A 19,184-nucleotide genomic window follows, 5' to 3' on the forward strand; every position below is an offset into this window, starting at 1 on the left:
ATCTATCGCGTATGAAGATCAAGATCAAAAGCGAACGTTGATCTTGGCTTCGCCCCGACCCCCTTGTAGGAGCAGTCGGAGGTTACGACGGCCGCGAAGGCGGTGTATCAGATAAAACATTTGCAGCTGACCCACCGCTTTCGCGGCCGTCGTAACCTCCGACTGCTCCTACAGGTTCGGCGGCGGGCACGGACCCCTATAGCCGGACCGCTCAGGGGATCGCACTACCTCCAGCTTTCGTTTTCGCTTTGGCTTTGGCTTTGGCTTTGGCTTTTGATCTTCCTGCCTCGCCAGCCCAGACACCACCAAACGCGACTTGGGTGCAGGCCAAACGCAGGCGGCGCGGAGTGGGTCGAGCGGCATGGATGCCACGAGAGCGCCGTCAGGACATGGATGTCCGTTCGGCGCGGGCCCACGGAGCGTCGTCGGAGTGCGGGTACCCGACGCAGGAGGGCCAAGCCGGGAGCAAAGCGTTTGGGTTACTTTTGTCGCTTTTTACAAAAGTGACCCGCTGTAAGAGCGGAACCGTAAGCCGCCGTTACCGCAGAAACGGATATACCCCCAATCCCAATCCCAACACAAAACAAAAAAGCCCCGCATCTCTCGACACGGGGCTCCGGTTATCACTCAAACAATCATCAAACCACCACAGTCTGCCCGCTCATGGCCAGGTCCAGCAGTTCGCGGTTGGCAACGGCGTACATCGCGTAGTCATTACCACTCGCTGCACGCAGTTCGACCAACATCGCGCGCCAGCGCTCGACCATCGGCATGTGCTGCTCCAGCCACAGGTTCAGGCGCTCTTCCACATCCACAGGGCCGTTCGGCATCTGCAGGACGGACACCGTGATCGCCCGTTGCTGCCAGTCGATATCGTCGCGAAACGCCTCGCGGGCCAGGGCCTGCCAGTTGTTCTCGACCGGCAGCGCACTGATCTGCTGCAGGTACCAGGTCACGTCCAGCGAGCTGCCAACGGCGAAGTACACTTTCGCCACATCGGCCGCGTTCTGGCCCGTCACGTCAGAGGCTTCGATGATCGGCAGCAGCGTGTACAGGTGCGTGGTCCCGGCAACCATCCGCGCCAGCAACTCCGGCACGCCCGCTTCGACGTATTCCTGATAACGCGCCTGCCAGACTTCACGGGTCGGGCCTTCCAGCAGCTCGTCCAGTTTCAGCCCCAGCGCGGCGATGTGCGGACCGAAGTGCGCGACGTCGCGGGCGGCGTCCAGTTCGTTGCGACGGCTGCGCAGGAACCAGCGCGTGGCACGACGGCCCAGGCGCATGAGTTCATCCATCAGCGCCAGCTGGATCTCAGCCGGGACCTTGTAGTCCAGCGCCTCGATCTGACGGAACCAGTGCGGGAGGTGGAAGATGTCCCGCACGATCACGTAAGCACCGGCCACGTTCGCGGCGCTCATGCCGGTCGACTCTTTGAGCCGCTGCACGAAGGTGATGCCCATGTGGTTCACCAGATCGTTGGCGATCTGGGTGCTGACGATTTCGCGCTTCAGGCGGTGACGGCGCATGGATTCCGAGAATTTCGCGCCCAGTGAAGGCGGAAATGCGGTTTCCATGTCGCGGGCCAGGTAATCGTCGTCCGGTACGCGAGACTCCAGCAGCGCTTCCTTGAGGTCGATCTTGCTGTACGAGATCAGCACCGACAGTTCCGCACGCGTCAGGCCTTGCTTCTCGGCGATGCGCTCGGCCAACTGATCCTCGGCCGGCAGGAACTCGATGGCACGGTCCAGCTTGCCGCGAGATTCCAGGTCGCTCATCAGACGCTTGTATTCGGCGATGCGTTCGTAAGCACGACGCGCGGCCAACGACAGAGCCTGGGTCTGCTTGTAGTTGTTGCCGAGCACCAGATTGCCCACTTCGTCGGTCATGCTTTCGAGCAGCAGGTTGCGCTGCTTCTCGGTCATGTCACCGGCCTGCACCACTTCGTTGAGCAGGATCTTGATGTTCACTTCGTGGTCGGAGCAGTCCACACCACCGGCGTTGTCGATGAAGTCGGTGTTGGTGGCGCCGCCCAGCAGCCCGAACTCGACGCGACCCAACTGGGTCATGCCCAGGTTGCCGCCCTCGCCCACCACCTTGCAGCGCAACTGATTGCCGTTGACACGCAGGGCGTCGTTGGCCTTGTCGCCGACGTCGGCATGGCTCTCGGAGCTGGCCTTGACGTAAGTGCCGATACCGCCGTTCCACAACAGGTCCACCGGCGCCTTGAGCAACGCGTGCATCAGTTCGGTCGGGGTCAGTTTGTCGGCGCTAATGTCGAAGCGCGCCTTCATCTGCGGCGTGATGGTGATGCTCTTGAGGCTGCGCGGGAAAATACCGCCGCCCTCGGACATGATGCTGGTGTCGTAATCGGTCCAGGCCGAACGCGGCAGGTCAAACAGACGTTGACGCTCGGCGAAGCTGCTGGCCGGATCGGGATTGGGGTCGATAAAGATGTGCAGGTGGTTGAACGCCGCCACCAGTTGCAGCTTGTCGGACATCAACAGGCCGTTACCGAACACGTCACCGGCCATGTCGCCGACGCCGATCACGCTGATGCTGTCCTGTTGAACGTTGATGCCGCGCTCGCGGAAGTGGCGTTGAACGCCAACCCACGCGCCTTTGGCGGTGATGCCCATCTTCTTGTGGTCGTAACCGGCCGAACCGCCCGAGGCGAATGCGTCGCCCAGCCAGAAGCCGTAGTCGATGGCGATCCCGTTGGCGATGTCGGAGAAGGTCGCGGTGCCTTTGTCCGCCGCCACCACCAGGTACGGGTCATCGTCGTCATGACGCACGACGTTGGCCGGCGGAACCAGCGCGCCTTCTTTCAGGTTGTCGGTGATGTCCAGCAGACCGGAAATGAAGACGCGGTAGCAGGCAATCGCTTCAGCCTGGATCTCGTCACGGGTGCCGGTGGTCGGCAGACGGCGCGGCAGGAAGCCGCCCTTCGCGCCCACGGGCACGATGACCGAGTTCTTCACTTGCTGGGCTTTTACCAGGCCCAGAACTTCGGTACGGAAGTCTTCTTCACGGTCGGACCAGCGCAGGCCACCGCGCGCAACGTTGCCGAAACGCAGGTGAACGCCTTCGACTCGCGGCGAATACACGAAGATTTCAAACTTCGGCACTGGCTTGGGCAGCTCAGGAATCAGACGCGGGTTGAACTTGAAGCTGAAGTAGCTCTTGTTCTGACCATTGGCGTCGGTCTGGTAGAAGTTGGTGCGCATGGTCGACTTGATGAGATCAAGGTAGCGACGCAGGATGCGGTCTTCGTTGAGGACCTGAACGTCGTCCAGCGCCGAAAGAATGGCCTGCTCCAGACGCGACTGCATGTCGTCCAGATCGCCACCGCTCAGCTTGCGCGCGAGGTAGAAGCGGGTTTTGAACAGTCGGGTCAGCTCACGCGCGATGTCGGCGTGGTTGTTCAGGGTGCTGGCGATGTAACCCAGGTCGAAGCCCAGACGGATCTGTTTCAGATACCGGGCATAGGCGCGCAACAGCGCTACGTCGCGCCATGGCAAACCGGCGGTCAGGACCAGGCGGTTGAACGCATCGTTTTCAGCCTCGCCACGGACGATGTGGACAAAGGCGTCCTGCAGGGTGTCGTTGAGCTGTTGCAGGTCGAGGTTCAGACCCTCGCCATAGGTGAAGGCGAAGTCGTGAATCCAGAACTCGCGGCCATTGGTGTGGCGCAGGCGATACGGGAACTCGCCCAGAACGCGCAGGCCGAGGTTTTCCAGAATCGGCAAGACGTCGGACAGCGCCAGCGGGGTGTCGGCGTGGTACAGCTTGCAGTGCAGCTGCGCCTTGTCGCCCGACAGCGGCTGATAGAAGCTCATGACCAGCGGGTTGGCTTCGGACAGGTTCAGCAGGTGCTGCATGTCGACCACGGCGGAATGCGCGGCGAAACGCTCGCGGTAGCCGGCCGGGAAGCCTTTCGGGAAGTCGGCCAGCACATTGGTGCCTTGTGCTTCGCCGAAGCTTTCAATGACCAGGCTCGCGTAATCGTCCTTCCACGAACGGCAGGCCTGGATGACTTCGTTTTCCAGTTGTATCGGGTCGATGTCCAGGGCAACTTTCGGGTCCACTCGCAGAATCAACTGCACGCGGGCCAGTACCGATTCGGAGAAGAAGGTCCAGAACTCGCAATCGCTGGCCTTCAGGCGCTCCATGAGCACTTGCTGGATCTTCTGACGGACTTCGGTGGAATAGACGTCGCGCGGCACGTAGGCCAGGCAGTAGCAGAAACGGCCGTACGGGTCTTTACGCAGGAATACGCGAATCTTGTTGCGTTCCTGGATCTGCACGATCGACATGACCGTGGTGAACAGTTCGTCCACCGGGGTCTGGAACAGGTCGTCGCGCGGCAGCACTTCAACGACTTGCGCCAGCTCTTTGCCAAGGTGCGCCTTGGCATCGAAACCGGAACGGCGTTCGACTTCGGCGACCTTGCGGCGAATGTAAGGGATATTGCGCACACTCTCGCCGTACACCGAAGAGGTGTACAGGCCCATGAAGCGGCATTCCTTGATCACGTTGCCGTCGGCGTCTATCTGGCGGATCGACACGTAGTCCGGGTACGCCGGGCGATGCACACGACTCGGGTGCGCGGCTTTGGCAAACGACAGCAGCGTGGGCTCCTGCAGGTAATTCACTGCATAGCCTTCGATGTGCAGGTCTTCGGCCGTGAGCCCGGCACGCAGCAATTTGGTCAGGCCCAGGAAGGAGGACGGATCGTAAGTCAGTTGACCGCCTTCGCCGCCACCGCTGACCGTGAATTCCTCGTAGCCCAGGAAAGTGAAGTGGTTGTTCACCAGCCATTCGAGGAACACCTTGACCTCGGCTTTCTCGTCCGGGTCAACGGTGTACCCGATGGCGTCGATGCCTGCCAGCAGCTCGTGCAGCTTGGCCTTCATCGGTTCGAAGTCTTCAACGGCCACACGGACTTCACCGAGCACTTGCTCGAGCTCGCGGGCCAGCACGTTCAATTCTGCGGCGTTGGCGCAGCGATCGATTTCCAGGTACATCAGCGATTCTTGCAGCACGCCATCGCCGGTGGTGCCTTTTGGCAGCAGCTCGACCAACTGACCTTTTGCGTCGCGACGCACGCTCAGCACGGTGGTCTGCAACGTGTGAATGCTGTAACCGCGACGGTTCAGCTCGGTACGGACAGAGTCGACGAGGAACGGCAGGTCGTGGTGCAACACTTCGACTGCGGTGTGCGTCGACTGCCAGCCGTGACGTTCGTAATCAGGGTTGTAGACGCGAACCTCAGGCTTGCTGTGTTCGAAACGCTCGAGCAGACGCCAAGCCGACAAGGTGCAACCGGCAAGGTCGGAAAGCCTGCGCTGAGTCAGTTCATCGAGGGAAATGATGCCGAAGAATTGATCGGCGAACAGCGCCACTTGTGGCAGTGCCTGTTCACTGATGTGCTGGGCCAGTGCCGCTCTCAGTTGGTGCTGGAAGTCGGACTTGCTGGCTGCGGTGAAGAACGCCATCTGTGGTACTCCGCTTGGCTTGGGCTTTTTATGTAGGAGAGATGCGTGTTTCAGGGTCGTGCATGCGTGTGCCCGTTTTGCGTCTGTTCGATGATAGTCAGCAAAACGTGACAAGGCGCGGTGCGTGATCACACTTGCCTGAGTACTAACGCTCGTCGTGTGTGCGTCGTCACATTGATCCGACCCGAATGACGATCGGTGTGACGTCTGCCCAGGCAGGCTCGGCCACACGTCCGTTCATCTGCTACGCAGCTTAACGATAGCGGCCACGCGGCTGCTTGCGGTCCTGCGACATATTCGGACATCGGCTTGCAACGGAATGTTTCCCAGGTACGCAGGAGGGGCTTGAACACTTCGATAACCGGGAGGTTGCGGACACCTGTGGGAGCGAATTCATGCGCGAGACCCCAGTACAATCCCTACATCTCCGTCGCCTGAAACATTTTCGCGAATGAATTCGCTCCCACAGGTGTTGGCGCAAGCCATGGGAACCGGGCCAGTCGACAAGTAGGCAAAAAATGTTCAGGACTGGCAAAATCTCCCCCTGCCCCGAACCGAGCCACAGGACCACGCCCATGAAGATGATCACCGACAGCTTCATCCACAACCCTTGCGACGAGGAAGAAGATGACATGGCGCTGGCCTGCTGCCACGCCACCAACGGCGACCTGTTCCTGCTGGCGCGCTTTCCGGATGAGGACGAGGTCGACATCACCTTCCGCGACGACACCATTCACGTCGATTCACATCTGAAAGTGACGCTCTCAGCGACCCGTCTGGTCGTGGAGATCGATGCCGCCGACGCCAAACCTTTCGGCGGCGACACCGTTTACGAGATCACCCACAGCACGCCGCCCAATGAGCTGCGGGATCTGGATCAAACGCTGAAGATCATCCTCAAGGAGGTGGGGACGTACGTCAGCGAGATCACAGCGTAAACGCCGCGTAACAGTGGGAATACCCGGAATCTGTCAGACAATTCTCACTTTTGCCCCACGAACGCCGCCCAACACTGAAAAAACCCCTTGCCCGGTTAGTCGCCAGCCCCTCGGATGGATTAAAGTAACGCCCCCAGCTTCGGCGCCCTTTTGGCGCTGCTGCGAACCTGCCAGGAACCGTCATCGATGGAACATCGTGAAGCGTTGATCGCGCTGCGAACCTTTCTCTCCACTCAGATTCTGGGGCAGGAGAAACTGGTCGAGCGCCTGCTGATCGCGCTGCTTGCCGACGGCCACATGCTGGTCGAAGGCGCGCCGGGCCTGGCCAAGACCAAAGCGATCAAGGAACTGGCCGAAGGCATCGAGGCCGAGTTCCATCGCATCCAGTTCACGCCCGACCTGTTGCCTGCCGACATCACCGGCACCGAGATCTATCGTCCGGAAACCGGCAGCTTTGTCTTTCAACAGGGTCCGATCTTCCACAATCTGGTCTTGGCAGACGAAATCAACCGCGCGCCCGCAAAGGTCCAGTCGGCACTGCTTGAAGCCATGGCCGAGCGTCAGGTCAGCGTGGGACGAAGCACCTATGATCTGTCGCCGCTGTTTCTGGTCATGGCCACGCAGAACCCGATCGAGCAGGAAGGCACGTACCCGCTGCCCGAAGCACAGCTCGACCGCTTTCTGATGCACGTCAAAATCGGTTTCCCTGATGCCAACGTCGAACGCAAGATTCTGCAGCAGGCCCGTGGCGAAGCCTTGAACGGTGAGACCAAGCCCGAGCGGCGTGTGACCCAGCAGGCAATCTTCGCCGCGCGCAAGGAAATCCTGGGCCTGTACATGGCCGACGCGGTGGAGGAGTACCTGGTGCAACTGGTGATGGCGACCCGCACGCCTGCCAAATTCGACGCGGAGCTGGCCGAGTGGATCGGTTACGGCGCCAGCCCCCGTGGCTCGATTTCCCTGGACCGTTGCGCACGGGCCCATGCCTGGCTGGCGGGCCGTGACTTCGTCAGCCCCGAGGACATTCAGGCGATGGTTTTTGACGTGCTGCGCCATCGCATCATCCTGTCGTTCGAAGCCGAAGCCGCAGGCATTGATCAGGACCGCGTGATCCAGCGCATTCTCGACGTCGTTGCCGTCGCCTGATCCCATGCAACCCTATCTGATTTCCCAACCGGGCATCCGCATCAGCCTTGCCGAGCTGATCGAGATGCGCCATCGCGTGCGGGAAGTGCAGCTGTTTTCGTCGCCAAGCCGGCGCAGCCCGCTGATCGGTCTGCATCACTCCAAATTGCGCGGGCGCGGTGTCGACTTCGATCAGGTGCGTGTCTATCAGGCAGGCGACGACGTGCGCACCATCGACTGGCGCGTCACCGCCCGGACGCAGGAGCCGCACACCAAGCTGTTCCACGAAGAGCGTGAGCGGCCGATTTTCCTGATGGTCGAACAAAGCCGCCGCCTGTTTTTCGGCTCGGGCCTGATGTTCAAATCGGTGCTCGCGGCACAGGCCGCCGCTTTGATCGGCTGGGCGGCGCTGGGCCACAACGACCGGGTCGGCGGGCTGGTGTTCGGCGACAACGAGCATTACGAAATCAAACCGCGCCGCAGCAAGCAAAGCCTGCTGCAACTGCTCAACCGGCTGGTGCGGGTCAATCAGTCGCTGCACACCGAGGCGGTGGCAGACCGGGACACCTTCGGTGTCGCGTTGCGTCGCGCGCGGGAAGTCCTGCGACCGGGGAGCCTGGTGTTCATTCTGTGCGATGAGCGCGCCCTGTCCGATTCCGCCGAACAACAACTGACCCTGCTTTCGCGGCACTGCGATCTGTTGCTGCTGCCGCTGTCCGATCCATTGGACCATGCGCTGCCCGCCGCCGGACTGCTGAGGTTCGCCGAGAAAGGCGCGCAACTGGAACTCGACACCCTCAACCCCGACCTGCGTCAGACCTACCGCGCGCAAGGCGAAGCGAGGCAGGCGCGCTGGGAATTGCTGGCCAAGAAGCTGCGCGTGTTGATGATTCCGCTGAGCACGCAACGCGAGATGGTGGAGCAGCTGCGCGATTACCTGAATGCCCAGCAACCGGTTAAACCAAAATGAGCCTGCTGGACCAGTTGCAGCCGATGATTCTCCCCGAGCCGGTGAGTGTCTGGCCACCCGCGCCCGGCTGGTGGCTGCTGCTGGCCCTGATCCCGCTATTGGGTTATGGCCTGTGGCGCGCGCGGGTTTTCCTGCCGAAAAAGGCTGCCGGCGAGGCGGTCGAGCAGCCGCTCGATCCGCTGCGCCAGGCGGCGTTGATCGAACTCGCCCAGTTGCCCAAACCCTATGACGGTGCCCCGGCCGGCGCATGGCTGCAGCAGATCAATGGCTTGCTCAAACGCCTGTGCCGCAACGACTACCCCTATAGCCAGAGCCACACCCTCAATGGCCGCAAATGGCTGGCATTTCTCGACAATCGCTGCCCGGCGGCGGGCCTGACCCGCTGGATGATCCTGGTCGAAGGCGCTTACAAACCTGAGTGCAAACTCGACGACAAGGCCATCAATGGCCTGACCCAGTCGGTCGACACCTGGATTCGCAAACATGTTTGAGTTCGCCTGGCCCTGGGTTTTCGCCCTGTTGCCGCTGCCTTGGCTGCTGAGGGTCGTGTTGCCGGTGGCCGACAGCGGCGAGGCCGCGCTCAAGGTGAGTTTCCTTAATGAGCTGGAGGGCCTGGCCGGTCGTCGCGCCCGTGCTCATCTGCCGGGATGGCGTCGGCAACTGCCCTTCGTGACCCTCTGGCTGTTGCTGCTGGTGGCGGCTGCGCGCCCGCAGTGGCTTGGCGACCCGTTGCCCGTGGCGGCCAGTGGGCGCGATCTGTTGGTGGCGGTCGACGTCTCAGGCTCGATGGATTATCCGGACATGGTCTGGCAGAACGAAGAAGTCAGCCGCCTGACGCTGGTCAAGCAGTTGCTCGGCGACTTTCTCGAGCATCGTCAGGGCGATCGGGTCGGCCTGATCCTGTTCGGCAGCCAGGCTTATTTGCAGGCACCGTTGACCTTCGACCGCAAGACCGTGCGCGTCTGGCTGGACGAGGCGCGCATCGGCATCGCCGGTAAAAACACGGCCATCGGTGACGCCATTGGCCTGGCGCTGAAACGCCTGCGGTCACGTCCCGCGCAGAGCCGTGTGTTGATTCTGGTGACTGACGGCGCCAACAACGCCGGTCAGATCGACCCCGCGACTGCAGCGCGTCTGGCAGCGGGAGAAGGCGTGAAGATTTATCCGATCGGTATTGGCGCCGACCCCGACAAGGGCGCGACCACCATTCTCGGTCTGAACCCGAGCCTGGATCTGGATGAGCCCGCCCTGCGCGAAATCGCCGAGATCTCAGGCGGGCAATATTTCCGCGCCCGCGACGGCGTGCAGCTGGAAAAAATCGGCAAGGCCCTCGACACCCTCGAACCCGTCACACAACAACCCACTCAGGCCCGTCCCGCGCTCGCCCTCTATCACTGGCCACTGGCAATGGCGTTGCTGTTGAGCATTGTGCTGGTGATTCACGAACGCTGGCCGCAAAACCCGGTGTACCGCTTCCTTGCCCGCCAGCCGGTCTTGCACCAGGGTCCGCAGTGGCGGCAGCGCTTCAAGCGCTTGCGGAGGCGCCGATGATCGCCTCGCTGTCCGCGCTGTGGCCGCACTGGCTGCGACTCTGGTGGCTGTTGCTCCTGCCGTTGCTCGGCTGGCTGCTGTGGCGGTTGTGGAACCGGCAGAAGCGTGTGGGTCGCTGGCAGATGATTCTGCCCAGCGCGTTTCACTCGACGTTGCTCAGCGGGGGCAACGGTCGCGAGAGCAAATTGCCGTGGATCGCCCTGGGCTTTGGCTGGCTGCTGGCATTGCTGGCCTTGCTGGGGCCGAGTTGGCAACGTGTCGAGCAGACCAGCCAGAAGCCTGTGGACCCGTTGGTGGTGCTGCTGGAGTTGACCCCGGAAATGCTCGCTGCCGACAGCCCGCCCACCCGTCTGGAGCAGGCACGGCGCAAACTGCTGGACCTGTTGCAGGCGCGCAGCGATTCGCAGACCGCGATCATCGTCTACGCCGGCAGCGCACACACCCTCGTGCCGCTGTCCGATGACCTGTCGACCAGCAAAAACCTGTTGGACGCCATCAAGCCCTCGATCATGCCCGAAGCCGGGCAGCGCGCGGACCTGGGCGTAATCAAGGCCCTCGCCCTGCTCAAGCAGGGGGATCTGGGCGTAGGGCGGCTGCTGTGGATCGGCTCGTCGCTGAACGACGCCGAGCGTCAGGGCATCCGCTCCGTCATGACCGGTCATGCGCCAGAACTGCTGATGCTCGGCGTCGGCACCGCCGAAGGCGCACCCGTTGCGCAGGAGAAAGGCGGCTTCTTGAAGGACGCGCAAGGCGGCATCCTGGTGCCGCGCCTTGATGGCAACAGCCTCAGGGACTTCGCTGAAGAACTCGGCGGTCGTTACACCCCATTGCGGCTGGACGATGACGACTTGCGCGAACTCGGCTTGCTCGATGGGCCCAAAGACCTGCGCAGTCAGGGTCAGACCGTGCACCTCGACAGTTGGGCCGACCAGGGTTACTGGCTGTTACTGCCCCTGCTCTTGCTGGCCGCCTGTGCCGGTCGACGCGGTTGGGTACTGTGCCTGCCGATGCTGATGCTGGTTCCCCAACACAGCTATGCCTTCGAGTTCAAGGACCTGTTTCTGCGTCCCGATCAACAGGGCCAGCACTTGCTGCAACGCCATCGCCCCGGCGAAGCGGCGCGGCACTTCCAAGACGTGCAATGGCAGGGCATCGCGCTCTACGAAGCGGGCGACTATGCCGGTGCCGCTCAGCGTTTTGCCCAAGGCAACAGCGCCGCCGACCATTACAATCGCGGCAATGCCCTGGCCAAAAGCGGTGAACTGGACGCGGCCATCGATGCCTATGAACAGGCGCTCGAACGTCAGCCGGACTTTCCGGCCGCCGCCGCGAACAAGGCGCTGGTGGAACAGATGCAGGAACAGAACAAACAGGCCGCAGCCGAAGACGCCAGTGAAGGTAAAACCGAAGGCGATGACGCCGCGAACAGTTCACGATCGGACAGCGCAGAGCAACAGCAAACGAATCCGCAGGCGCCGATTCAGAACGGGGACGATGACGCCAACGGGCGTAGCACGGCGGACCTGTCCGGTGGCGCCGGCACCTCCGACGCACTGTCCAATGACGACGAACCGACCCGGGCGCCCAGTCGTCCGGCCGACACTCACCTCAACGGCGAACAGCGCCAGGCGCTCGAACAATGGCTGCGACAGATCCCCGACGAACCCGGCGAACTGCTGCGACGCAAATTCTGGTACGAGCAACAGCAACATCAGGAAAAAGCCCGATGAGTCGTGTGCACACAATCGTAATCGCCTGGTTGTTGTGCCTGGTCGCGCTCGCGGCACAGGCCGACACCCGTGCTGCAACGTTGCAGGCCAGCGTCGACCGCACACGCGTCAACACCGGCGAAACGGTCGAACTGACCCTGGAGTCTGACGATGCGACGCTGTTCGGCAAGCCGGACATGAGCCCACTGGACGCCGATTTCGAAGTGCGCGACACCCGCCAGCTCAACAGCCTGACCACCCTCGAGGGCAACGTTCATGCGACCACCCGTTGGCTGATCACGTTGATGCCCAAGCACAGCGGCTCGATCGATATTCCCTCGCTGAAACTGGGGGAACTGGTCAGCCAGCCTATCGCCTTGCAGGTCGTGGAGGTCGAACCGTCCGCGCAGTCTCAGGAACAGAAGCTGGCGCCGGTGTTCATGGAAGCGAGCCTGGACCAGGACACCGTTTACGTGCAGGCGCAGGCGGTGCTCACGGTGCGCGTCTATCACTCGGTGTCGCTGTTCGATGACAGCAACCTGACCCCGTTGCAGGTCCCGGACGCGCGCATTGAAAAACTCGGCGACACACGCACGTACGAGAAGCAGATCAATGGCATTCGTCATGGCGTCATCGAAATGCGTTATGCGCTGTATCCACAGCACAGCGGCGAGCTGACGATTCCGGCCCAGGAATTCAGTGCAACGATGGTGCAGGACATTCCCGACACCCAGGCGGCAGCCACCAGTCAGCCGACGATGGCCACCAGCCCGAAGCCGGGCAAGCTGATGCGCGTGACGTCCGAGCCGCTGGGGCTGAAGGTCAAGCCGCAACCCGAGCATTACCCCGCCAACACGCCGTGGTTGCCCGCGCGCAGTATCAGCCTGAGCGAGAACTGGAGTCCGGATCCGGCCCACAGTCAGATCGGCGATTCGTTGACCCGCACCCTGGTCATCAAGGCCGAAGGCTTGTCGAGCGCACAACTGCCCCCCTTGCCCGCCACCGACGTGAGCGCCCTGCGTCGCTACCCGGATCAGCCGCAACTGAGCAATCAGGCGAGCGAACGGGGTCTGGTCGGCGTGCGTGAAGAACGTGAAGCGCTGGTGCCCAACCGACCCGGCGCCATCGACATCCCGGCGGTGGATCTGGTGTGGTGGAACACTCAGGAAGACCATCTGGAGCACAGCGCCCTGCCCGCTCGCACGCTGCAAGTCAGCACCAACCCGGCCCTGGCGGTGGACACGCCGGTCAGTGAAAACACCGGCGTCACGGTGATCGGGCCGCCGGTGTGGCCGTGGCAGTTGAGCACGGTGCTGTTGAGTTTTACCACGCTGCTGGGCTTCGGCCTGTGGTGGCGGGCACGCTGGCAGCCTGCGCTGACCCGCGTTGCACAAGCCGGTCCCAGCCCACGCACCGTGCTGGACGACCTGAAACGCGCCAGTCTGGCCAATGACCCGCACGCGACCCGGCAGGCGCTGGATGCCTGGGCCCGTCAGCAACCGGAAACCCTCGCTGACATGGCCGCGCGATTCGTGCCACTGTCCGATGCGCTCGACGGCCTGAACGGCGCGCTGTACAGCGAAACCGGCAAGCTGTGGCTGGGTGAGGATTTGTGGCGCGCCGTCAAGGCATTGCCAGCGGTCGAACGACCGCAAGACCCGAACGGCGGTGACAGCCTGCCGCCGCTGTATCCGAAATAATTTCTCTGGATCGATGCGTACTCTTCGCGCATCGATCGTTCCCCTGCTCCGGGGGGAACGCAACCCGTGACGCTCCGCGTCACATTGGCCGCAGAGCGACCGACCCGACATTCCCACGCGGAGCGTGAGGAACGATCAACGGGGTTGGCTTGCGGCCATCTGAAAACCATTCAACACAAGGTACCCCCATGCGTTTGTTCCACACCTCCGACTGGCACCTGGGCCAAAACCTCCATGGCCAGGAACGGGACTTCGAACACGCCAGCTTCCTGACCTGGCTGCTGGCCCGACTGGCCGAGCGCAAGCCCGATGTGCTGTTGATCGCCGGCGATATCTTCGACACCGTCAACCCGCCGGTCAAATCCCAGGAGCGGCTGTACGACTTCATCGTCAGCGCCCACGAACAAAACCCGCAACTGACCATCGTGATGATCGCCGGCAACCACGACTCCGGTTCGCGCATCGAACTTCCCGCACCGCTGATGCGACGCCTGCGCACCCACGCGCTGGGCCGTGTGCTGTGGCTCGATGACGGCGTGCTCGACGTCGATCGCCTGTTGCTCCCGCTGACCAACGCCAAAGGCAAAGTGCTGGGCTGGTGCCTGGCGCTGCCGTTCCTGCGTCCCGCCGAAGTCACCGGCCCGACGTTGGGCGACAGCTACCTGCGCGGCATCGGGCAGGTCCACGAGATGCTGATTGCCGCCGCCAATCTGAAACGCAAAAAAGGCCAGGCGCTGATCGCTATCAGTCACGCCCACATGGCGGGCGGCTCGGTCTCGGAAGACTCCGAGCGCAGCCTGATCATCGGCAACGCCGAAGCCCTGCCCGCCAGCTTGTTTGGCGAGAGCATCACCTACGTTGCCCTCGGCCACCTGCACAAGCCACAACGGGTCAATGGCGAAGACCGCATTCGCTACAGCGGCTCGCCGATCCCGTTGTCGTTCTCGGAGATCGGCTATCAGCATCAGATCCTCGAAATCGAATGCGAGGGCGACACGCTCGCCAGCGTCAAACCGCTGCTGATCCCCCGCGCGGTCAACCTGCAACGGATCGGGCCGGCACCGCTGGCCGACCTGTTGATGCAACTCAAGGACCTGCCGGACATCGACCTGCTGGCCGACATCGACCGCCAACCCTGGCTCGAAGTCCGCGTGCGCCTGGACGAACCGCAGCCTGACTTGCGCAACCAGATCGAGGCCTCGCTGGAAAACAAGGCCGTGCGACTGGTGCGCATCGCCGCCGAATACGCGGGCAAAGGCGCCCGCGACGAAGACGGCAATCAGGACCTGATCGAACTGGATCAACTCAGCCCGCAGGAATTGTTCAGCCGCGCCTGGCTCGACAATTACGGCAACGAGGTCGACGAACAGACGTTGCAGGACTTCGCCTTGCTGCTGCAGGACGTGCAACTGGAGAGCGAACAGCCATGAAGATTCTCGCCATTCGCTTGAAAAACCTCGCCTCACTTGCAGGCCCGTTCGAACTGGATTTCACCGCCGAGCCTCTGGCCAGCGCGGGCCTGTTCGCCATCACCGGTCCGACCGGCGCAGGCAAAAGCACACTGCTCGATGCGCTGTGCCTGGCGCTGTTCGGCGCGATCCCGCGGCTGAACGATGTCGGCCAGTCCAGGGTCCCGGAAATCGACGGCGACATCAGCACCAGCGATCCACGTAACCTGCTGCGGCGCGGCACCGGCAGCGGTTACGCCGAGGTGGATTTCGTCGGCATCGACAAGCGTCGTTATCGTGCGCGCTGGGAAACCAACCGCGCTCGTGACAACGCCACGAAAAAGCTTCAGGCCAGCCGTCAGACCCTGACCGATCTGGACAGCGAGCAGATTCTCAGCAGCCAAAACAAGACCGAATACAAGACCCTGCTCGAAGCCCGGCTGGGGCTTAATTTCGAGCAGTTCACCCGCGCCGTGATGCTGGCGCAAAGCGAGTTCAGCGCGTTCCTCAAGGCCGACGATAAAGAGCGCAGCGAGCTGCTGGAAAAGCTCACGGACACCGCCATCTACAGCCAGCTCGGCCGTCGCGCGTTCAGCAAGAGCAAGGAAGCCGAGGAAACACTGAAAGCCCTGAATGCGCAGGCCGGCAACCTGACCCCGCTGGAGCCCGACCAGCGCGCCGAGCTCGAGCAACGCTTCGCTGACGCCCAGCAGCAACTGAAACAGGGGCAGGCTCAACTGCGCCAGCTGGAACTCAAACAGCAATGGCTGACGGAGCTGAACCGCCTGCGCGACAGCCATCAGGCGGCCAATGAAAAACTCATCGATGCGCAGCAGACCTGGGATAACCAGGCCGGCGACCGCCAGCAACTGGGCCAGCTCGAACGCCTTGCCCCACAGCGTCATCTGTTCGGTCAGCGCAAGAAGCTGGACGCTCAACTCAGCCCGCTGACAGCGGGTATTCAGGCCCATGCTCAGCAACAGGCAGAGGCTCAGGCCCGCCTGGACGCTCTTGAAACCCAGCTCGCCAGCGCGCTCACCGCGCTTCAACACGCACAGGAACACCAGCAAGCCAGCGCGCCGACACTGCGCGAGGCGTTCGAGCAGCAGGTTCAGCTCAACCATCTGAATCAGGAACTGCAACAGGTCAGTGAGCAGGCCCGTGTGGCCGAGCAATCCAGCCACAACGGCCAGGTCCTGCTCAATGAAATGGGCGAGCAGCAACGGCAGGTCGAAGCCCGTCTGCAATCCATCGCCGAACACCTGCAGAACAGCGCAGCCCTCAGCTCGCTCAGCCAGTCGTGGGATGCCTATCGACCCCGCCTGCAGCAGATCGTGCTGGTCAGTTCGCGCCTGAACAAAGGCCGTGAAGAACTGCCCGCACTGGAGCAAGGGGCCACGCGGGCCGAACAGGCCCTGAGCGAACGCCGAAGCGCCTTGCAGGCACTGTATGACGATGCCCAGGTCAAGGCCGACGCTGTCAGTCAGGAGATCGAACGCCTCGGCACGCTGTTGCAGGAAAACCGTCAGCAGCACGCCGCCAGCGACTCACTCGAACGCCTGTGGCAGCGTCATCAGGACATCGCGACGCGCCTGCAGGACGTGCAGAACGGTCAGCAACAGGCCACCGAGCGCCGCGCGCAAGGCATCGCTCAGGGCCTGAAGCTCAAGGGTGAACACGAGGCCGCCGAGCAAGCGCTGAAGGTCACCGTCGAACTGCTGCAACGCCAGCGGCTGGCGCGCAGTGCAAGCGTGGAGCAATTGCGCGGGCAACTGGTGGATCAACAGCCGTGCCCGGTGTGCGGCAGCGAAGAGCATCCGTATCACCAGTCCGAAGCGTTGCTCGAGGCGCTGTCCGGGCATGACGACAGCGAAGAAACCCAGGCACGGCTGAAGGTCAGCCAGCTCAGCGAAAAGCTCGCTGAATTGCGCGCAGAAGTCGGTGAGCTGAACAACCAGTTGAAGGTCTCCAAACCGCAACTGGATCAGCTCAGCGAGCAGTTGCACAAGCTCACACCGGAACTGGAAGGCCATGCCCTGTATGCGCGATTGCTGGAGCAACCCGAGCACCTGCGTACTGACTGGCTGAGCGAGCGGCTGCACCAGCTGGCGCAGGAAATTCTCACCGCCGAGCAACGCCAGACCCGGCTGCTCAAGGTGCAGCGCGACGCCGAATCCTTGCAGCAGCAGGTTCAGGACGCGCGCGAGGCCAGTCAGCAGGCGATGAAACTGCTGGACGATCAACAGCGCAACATCTCCCTGGACAATCAGACGTTCGAAACCGCACTGCAGGAATTCGAGCCGCTGTTGCCCGCCGAGAGCCTGTCGTCGTGGCGCGATTCGGCCACAGAAAGCTTTCTGCAGCTGGACAACGACATTGCCCGCCGCATTGAACAGTTGGGGCAACAGAAGGACGAACAACAGGAACACAGCGCGCGGGCACTGAAAATCGAGCGCGAGCAGATCACTCAAGAAGCTCGCCTGCACGAGCATCAGAAGCTGCAAAAACAGCTCGACGCCAGCCAGCAGCAACAGCGGGTCGTTCAGCAACGCTTGCAGGAAATCCTCGGCGAACATGCCAGCGCCGAGCAGTGGCAACAGCACCTCGAACGCACTGTGGAGCAAGCGCGGCAAGCCCAGGCCACCACGACCGAGGCCTTGCAACTGGCCCGCAGCGAACTGATCAAGCTGAGCGCAGAGCTGGACAACGAAACTCAGCGACTGCAAGGCCTGGAGCAAGAACTGGCCGACCTCGACGGACAGATCAACGCGTGGCGCGGTCAGCACAGCGAACTGGACGACGCCGCACTGGACACCTTGCTGGGCATGAGCGATGACAGCGTCGGGCAATTGCGCCAGCGCTTGCAGCTGAGCGAAAAAGCCCTGGAGCAAGCCAGAGTGCTGGTGCAAGAGCGCGACGCTCAGTTGCAACAGCATCAGGCGCATCACAGCGACATCGCGGATGGCGAGCAATTGGCGTCGGCGTTGATGGATGCGCAGAGCCTGTCGGCCACTCACGATCAGTTGTGTGCCGATTTGCGCGCGCAAATCAGTGAAGACGACCGCCGTCGCACTGCCAGCAGCGAATTGCAGGCGCGAATCGCCGCTGCCTATTCGGAGTTCCAGCGTTGGGGCCGGATCAATGCCTTGATCGGGTCGGCCACGGGCGACACCTTCCGCAAGATCGCCCAGACGTACAACCTTGATCTGCTGGTGCATCACGCCAACGCGCAGCTCAAACAACTGGTGCGGCGTTATCGCCTGAAGCGCGGCGGCAGCATGCTCGGCTTGCTGGTGATGGACACCGAAATGGGCGATGAGCTGCGTTCGGTGCATTCGTTGTCAGGCGGCGAAACCTTCCTGGTGTCGCTCGCCCTCGCACTCGGCCTGGCGTCCATGGCGTCCAGCACCTTGAAAATCGAGTCGCTGTTCATCGACGAAGGCTTCGGCAGCCTCGACCCCGAATCGCTGCAGCTGGCGATGGATGCCCTGGATGGCTTGCAGGCTCAAGGGCGCAAGGTGGGGGTGATTTCCCACGTACAGGAAATGCACGAGCGGATTCCGGTGCAGATCCAGGTCCGCCGCCAGGGCAATGGCCTGAGCACTGTGGAGGTCAGTGGATGAGCGCCCTGCTCTATTCGTTCCGACGTTGCCCGTATGCCATGCGTGCGCGCATGGCGGTGGCGTATTCGGGCGTTCAGGTTGAACTGATTGAAGTCAGCCTCAAGGCCAAGCCGCCGGAGATGCTCGAGCGCTCGCCCAAGGGCACCGTGCCGGTGCTGGTGTTGGATGACCAGGTGCTGGAACAGAGCCTGGACATCATGCGCTGGGCACTGGCCCAGAATGACCCGGACAATTGGTCCATGGCCTCTGATCCGGAGGCGCAGCGGCAGATCGCGGAACTGATCGCGGAGAACGACAGCCGTTTCAAGACCGATCTGGATCACTACAAATACGCCGTGCGCTATCCGGAATTCACTCAGGCTGAGTACCGCGCACGTGGGGAAGTGTTCCTGAATAAGCTGGAAGGTTTGTTGAGTGATCGCGACTTTCTGGTGACCGATCACCTGACGCTGGCCGACATTGCGCTGGCGCCTTTCGTGCGCCAGTTCTGCGGGGTCGATCCGGAGTGGTTCTGGCAAGCGCCGTATCCGCGTTTGCAGGCGTGGCTCGCGGGGTTTCTGGAGTCGGGGTTGTTCAAGCAGGCGATGAAGAAATAGATACGGCACGCCCCGGCTCTCGTAGCCGC

Annotated in this window: 11 protein-coding genes; 10 read left to right on the forward strand and 1 reads right to left on the reverse strand. The window is 62.4% G+C overall.

The genetic code is table 11. From position 1 onward, the window contains the following. Window positions 1-638: 638 nt before the first annotated feature. Window positions 639-5,495 carry an NAD-glutamate dehydrogenase gene (locus AB4N84_RS02860; RefSeq protein ID WP_460045184.1) on the reverse strand — a complete coding sequence of 1,619 codons (4,857 nt, stop codon included), beginning with the start codon at window positions 5,493-5,495 and terminating at the stop codon, window positions 639-641. A 575-nt stretch (window positions 5,496-6,070) separates the two neighbouring features. Between AB4N84_RS02860 and AB4N84_RS02865 the strand changes: the two genes are divergently transcribed. The 10 genes from AB4N84_RS02865 (at window position 6,071) to AB4N84_RS02910 (ending at window position 19,155) form a co-directional block, all read left to right on the forward strand. Beyond that, on the forward strand, window positions 6,071-6,433 hold the full coding sequence (locus tag AB4N84_RS02865) for a hypothetical protein (protein ID WP_460045185.1): 363 nt from the start codon (window positions 6,071-6,073) through the stop codon (window positions 6,431-6,433). Between the two features lie 186 nt (window positions 6,434-6,619). Then, a complete protein-coding gene (locus AB4N84_RS02870) occupies window positions 6,620-7,579 on the forward strand; it encodes an AAA family ATPase (protein WP_074757176.1) in 960 nt (319 codons plus the stop codon). A gap of 4 nt (window positions 7,580-7,583) precedes the next feature. After that, on the forward strand, window positions 7,584-8,528 hold the full coding sequence (locus AB4N84_RS02875) for a DUF58 domain-containing protein (protein ID WP_074757178.1): 945 nt from the start codon (window positions 7,584-7,586) through the stop codon (window positions 8,526-8,528). Then, window positions 8,525-9,019 (forward strand): DUF4381 domain-containing protein, encoded by a 495-nt coding sequence (locus AB4N84_RS02880; protein WP_074757180.1) that lies wholly within the window; start codon window positions 8,525-8,527, stop codon window positions 9,017-9,019. The genes AB4N84_RS02875 and AB4N84_RS02880 overlap by 4 nt, the downstream gene beginning before the upstream one ends. Then, complete coding sequence (locus tag AB4N84_RS02885; RefSeq protein WP_460045186.1) at window positions 9,012-10,079, forward strand: vWA domain-containing protein; 1,068 nt, start codon at window positions 9,012-9,014, stop codon at window positions 10,077-10,079. The genes AB4N84_RS02880 and AB4N84_RS02885 overlap by 8 nt, the downstream gene beginning before the upstream one ends. An 8-nt stretch (window positions 10,080-10,087) precedes the next feature. Then, window positions 10,088-11,809: a VWA domain-containing protein gene (locus AB4N84_RS02890; protein ID WP_460046928.1), complete on the forward strand. Its 1,722-nt coding sequence runs from the start codon at window positions 10,088-10,090 to the stop codon at window positions 11,807-11,809. Next, on the forward strand, window positions 11,806-13,488 hold the full coding sequence (locus tag AB4N84_RS02895) for a BatD family protein (RefSeq protein WP_460045187.1): 1,683 nt from the start codon (window positions 11,806-11,808) through the stop codon (window positions 13,486-13,488). Before AB4N84_RS02890 ends, AB4N84_RS02895 begins: the two co-directional genes overlap by 4 nt. A gap of 188 nt (window positions 13,489-13,676) precedes the next feature. After that, a complete protein-coding gene (locus tag AB4N84_RS02900; RefSeq protein ID WP_460045188.1) occupies window positions 13,677-14,918 on the forward strand; it encodes an exonuclease SbcCD subunit D C-terminal domain-containing protein in 1,242 nt (413 codons plus the stop codon). Beyond that, entirely contained in the window at window positions 14,915-18,559 is a 3,645-nt protein-coding gene (locus tag AB4N84_RS02905) for an AAA family ATPase (RefSeq protein WP_460045190.1), read from the forward strand. The genes AB4N84_RS02900 and AB4N84_RS02905 overlap by 4 nt, the downstream gene beginning before the upstream one ends. Then, window positions 18,556-19,155 carry a glutathione S-transferase gene (locus AB4N84_RS02910; RefSeq protein ID WP_460045191.1) on the forward strand — a complete coding sequence of 200 codons (600 nt, stop codon included), beginning with the start codon at window positions 18,556-18,558 and terminating at the stop codon, window positions 19,153-19,155. The genes AB4N84_RS02905 and AB4N84_RS02910 overlap by 4 nt, the downstream gene beginning before the upstream one ends. Window positions 19,156-19,184: the final 29 nt, after the last annotated feature.

It is taken from the genome of Pseudomonas sp. S2_H01, from assembly GCF_054668305.1.

Excerpts from the sequence above, each read along its gene's own strand:
- AB4N84_RS02860 (WP_460045184.1), bottom strand. The coding sequence starts at position 5,495 with ATGGCGTTCTTCACCGCAGCCAGCAAGTCCGACTTCCAGCACCAACTG.
- AB4N84_RS02865 (WP_460045185.1), top strand. The coding sequence starts at position 6,071 with ATGAAGATGATCACCGACAGCTTCATCCACAACCCTTGCGACGAGGAA.
- AB4N84_RS02870 (WP_074757176.1), top strand. The coding sequence starts at position 6,620 with ATGGAACATCGTGAAGCGTTGATCGCGCTGCGAACCTTTCTCTCCACT.
- AB4N84_RS02875 (WP_074757178.1), top strand. The coding sequence starts at position 7,584 with ATGCAACCCTATCTGATTTCCCAACCGGGCATCCGCATCAGCCTTGCC.
- AB4N84_RS02880 (WP_074757180.1), top strand. The coding sequence starts at position 8,525 with ATGAGCCTGCTGGACCAGTTGCAGCCGATGATTCTCCCCGAGCCGGTG.
- AB4N84_RS02885 (WP_460045186.1), top strand. The coding sequence starts at position 9,012 with ATGTTTGAGTTCGCCTGGCCCTGGGTTTTCGCCCTGTTGCCGCTGCCT.
- AB4N84_RS02895 (WP_460045187.1), top strand. The coding sequence starts at position 11,806 with ATGAGTCGTGTGCACACAATCGTAATCGCCTGGTTGTTGTGCCTGGTC.
- AB4N84_RS02900 (WP_460045188.1), top strand. The coding sequence starts at position 13,677 with ATGCGTTTGTTCCACACCTCCGACTGGCACCTGGGCCAAAACCTCCAT.
- AB4N84_RS02905 (WP_460045190.1), top strand. The coding sequence starts at position 14,915 with ATGAAGATTCTCGCCATTCGCTTGAAAAACCTCGCCTCACTTGCAGGC.
- AB4N84_RS02910 (WP_460045191.1), top strand. The coding sequence starts at position 18,556 with ATGAGCGCCCTGCTCTATTCGTTCCGACGTTGCCCGTATGCCATGCGT.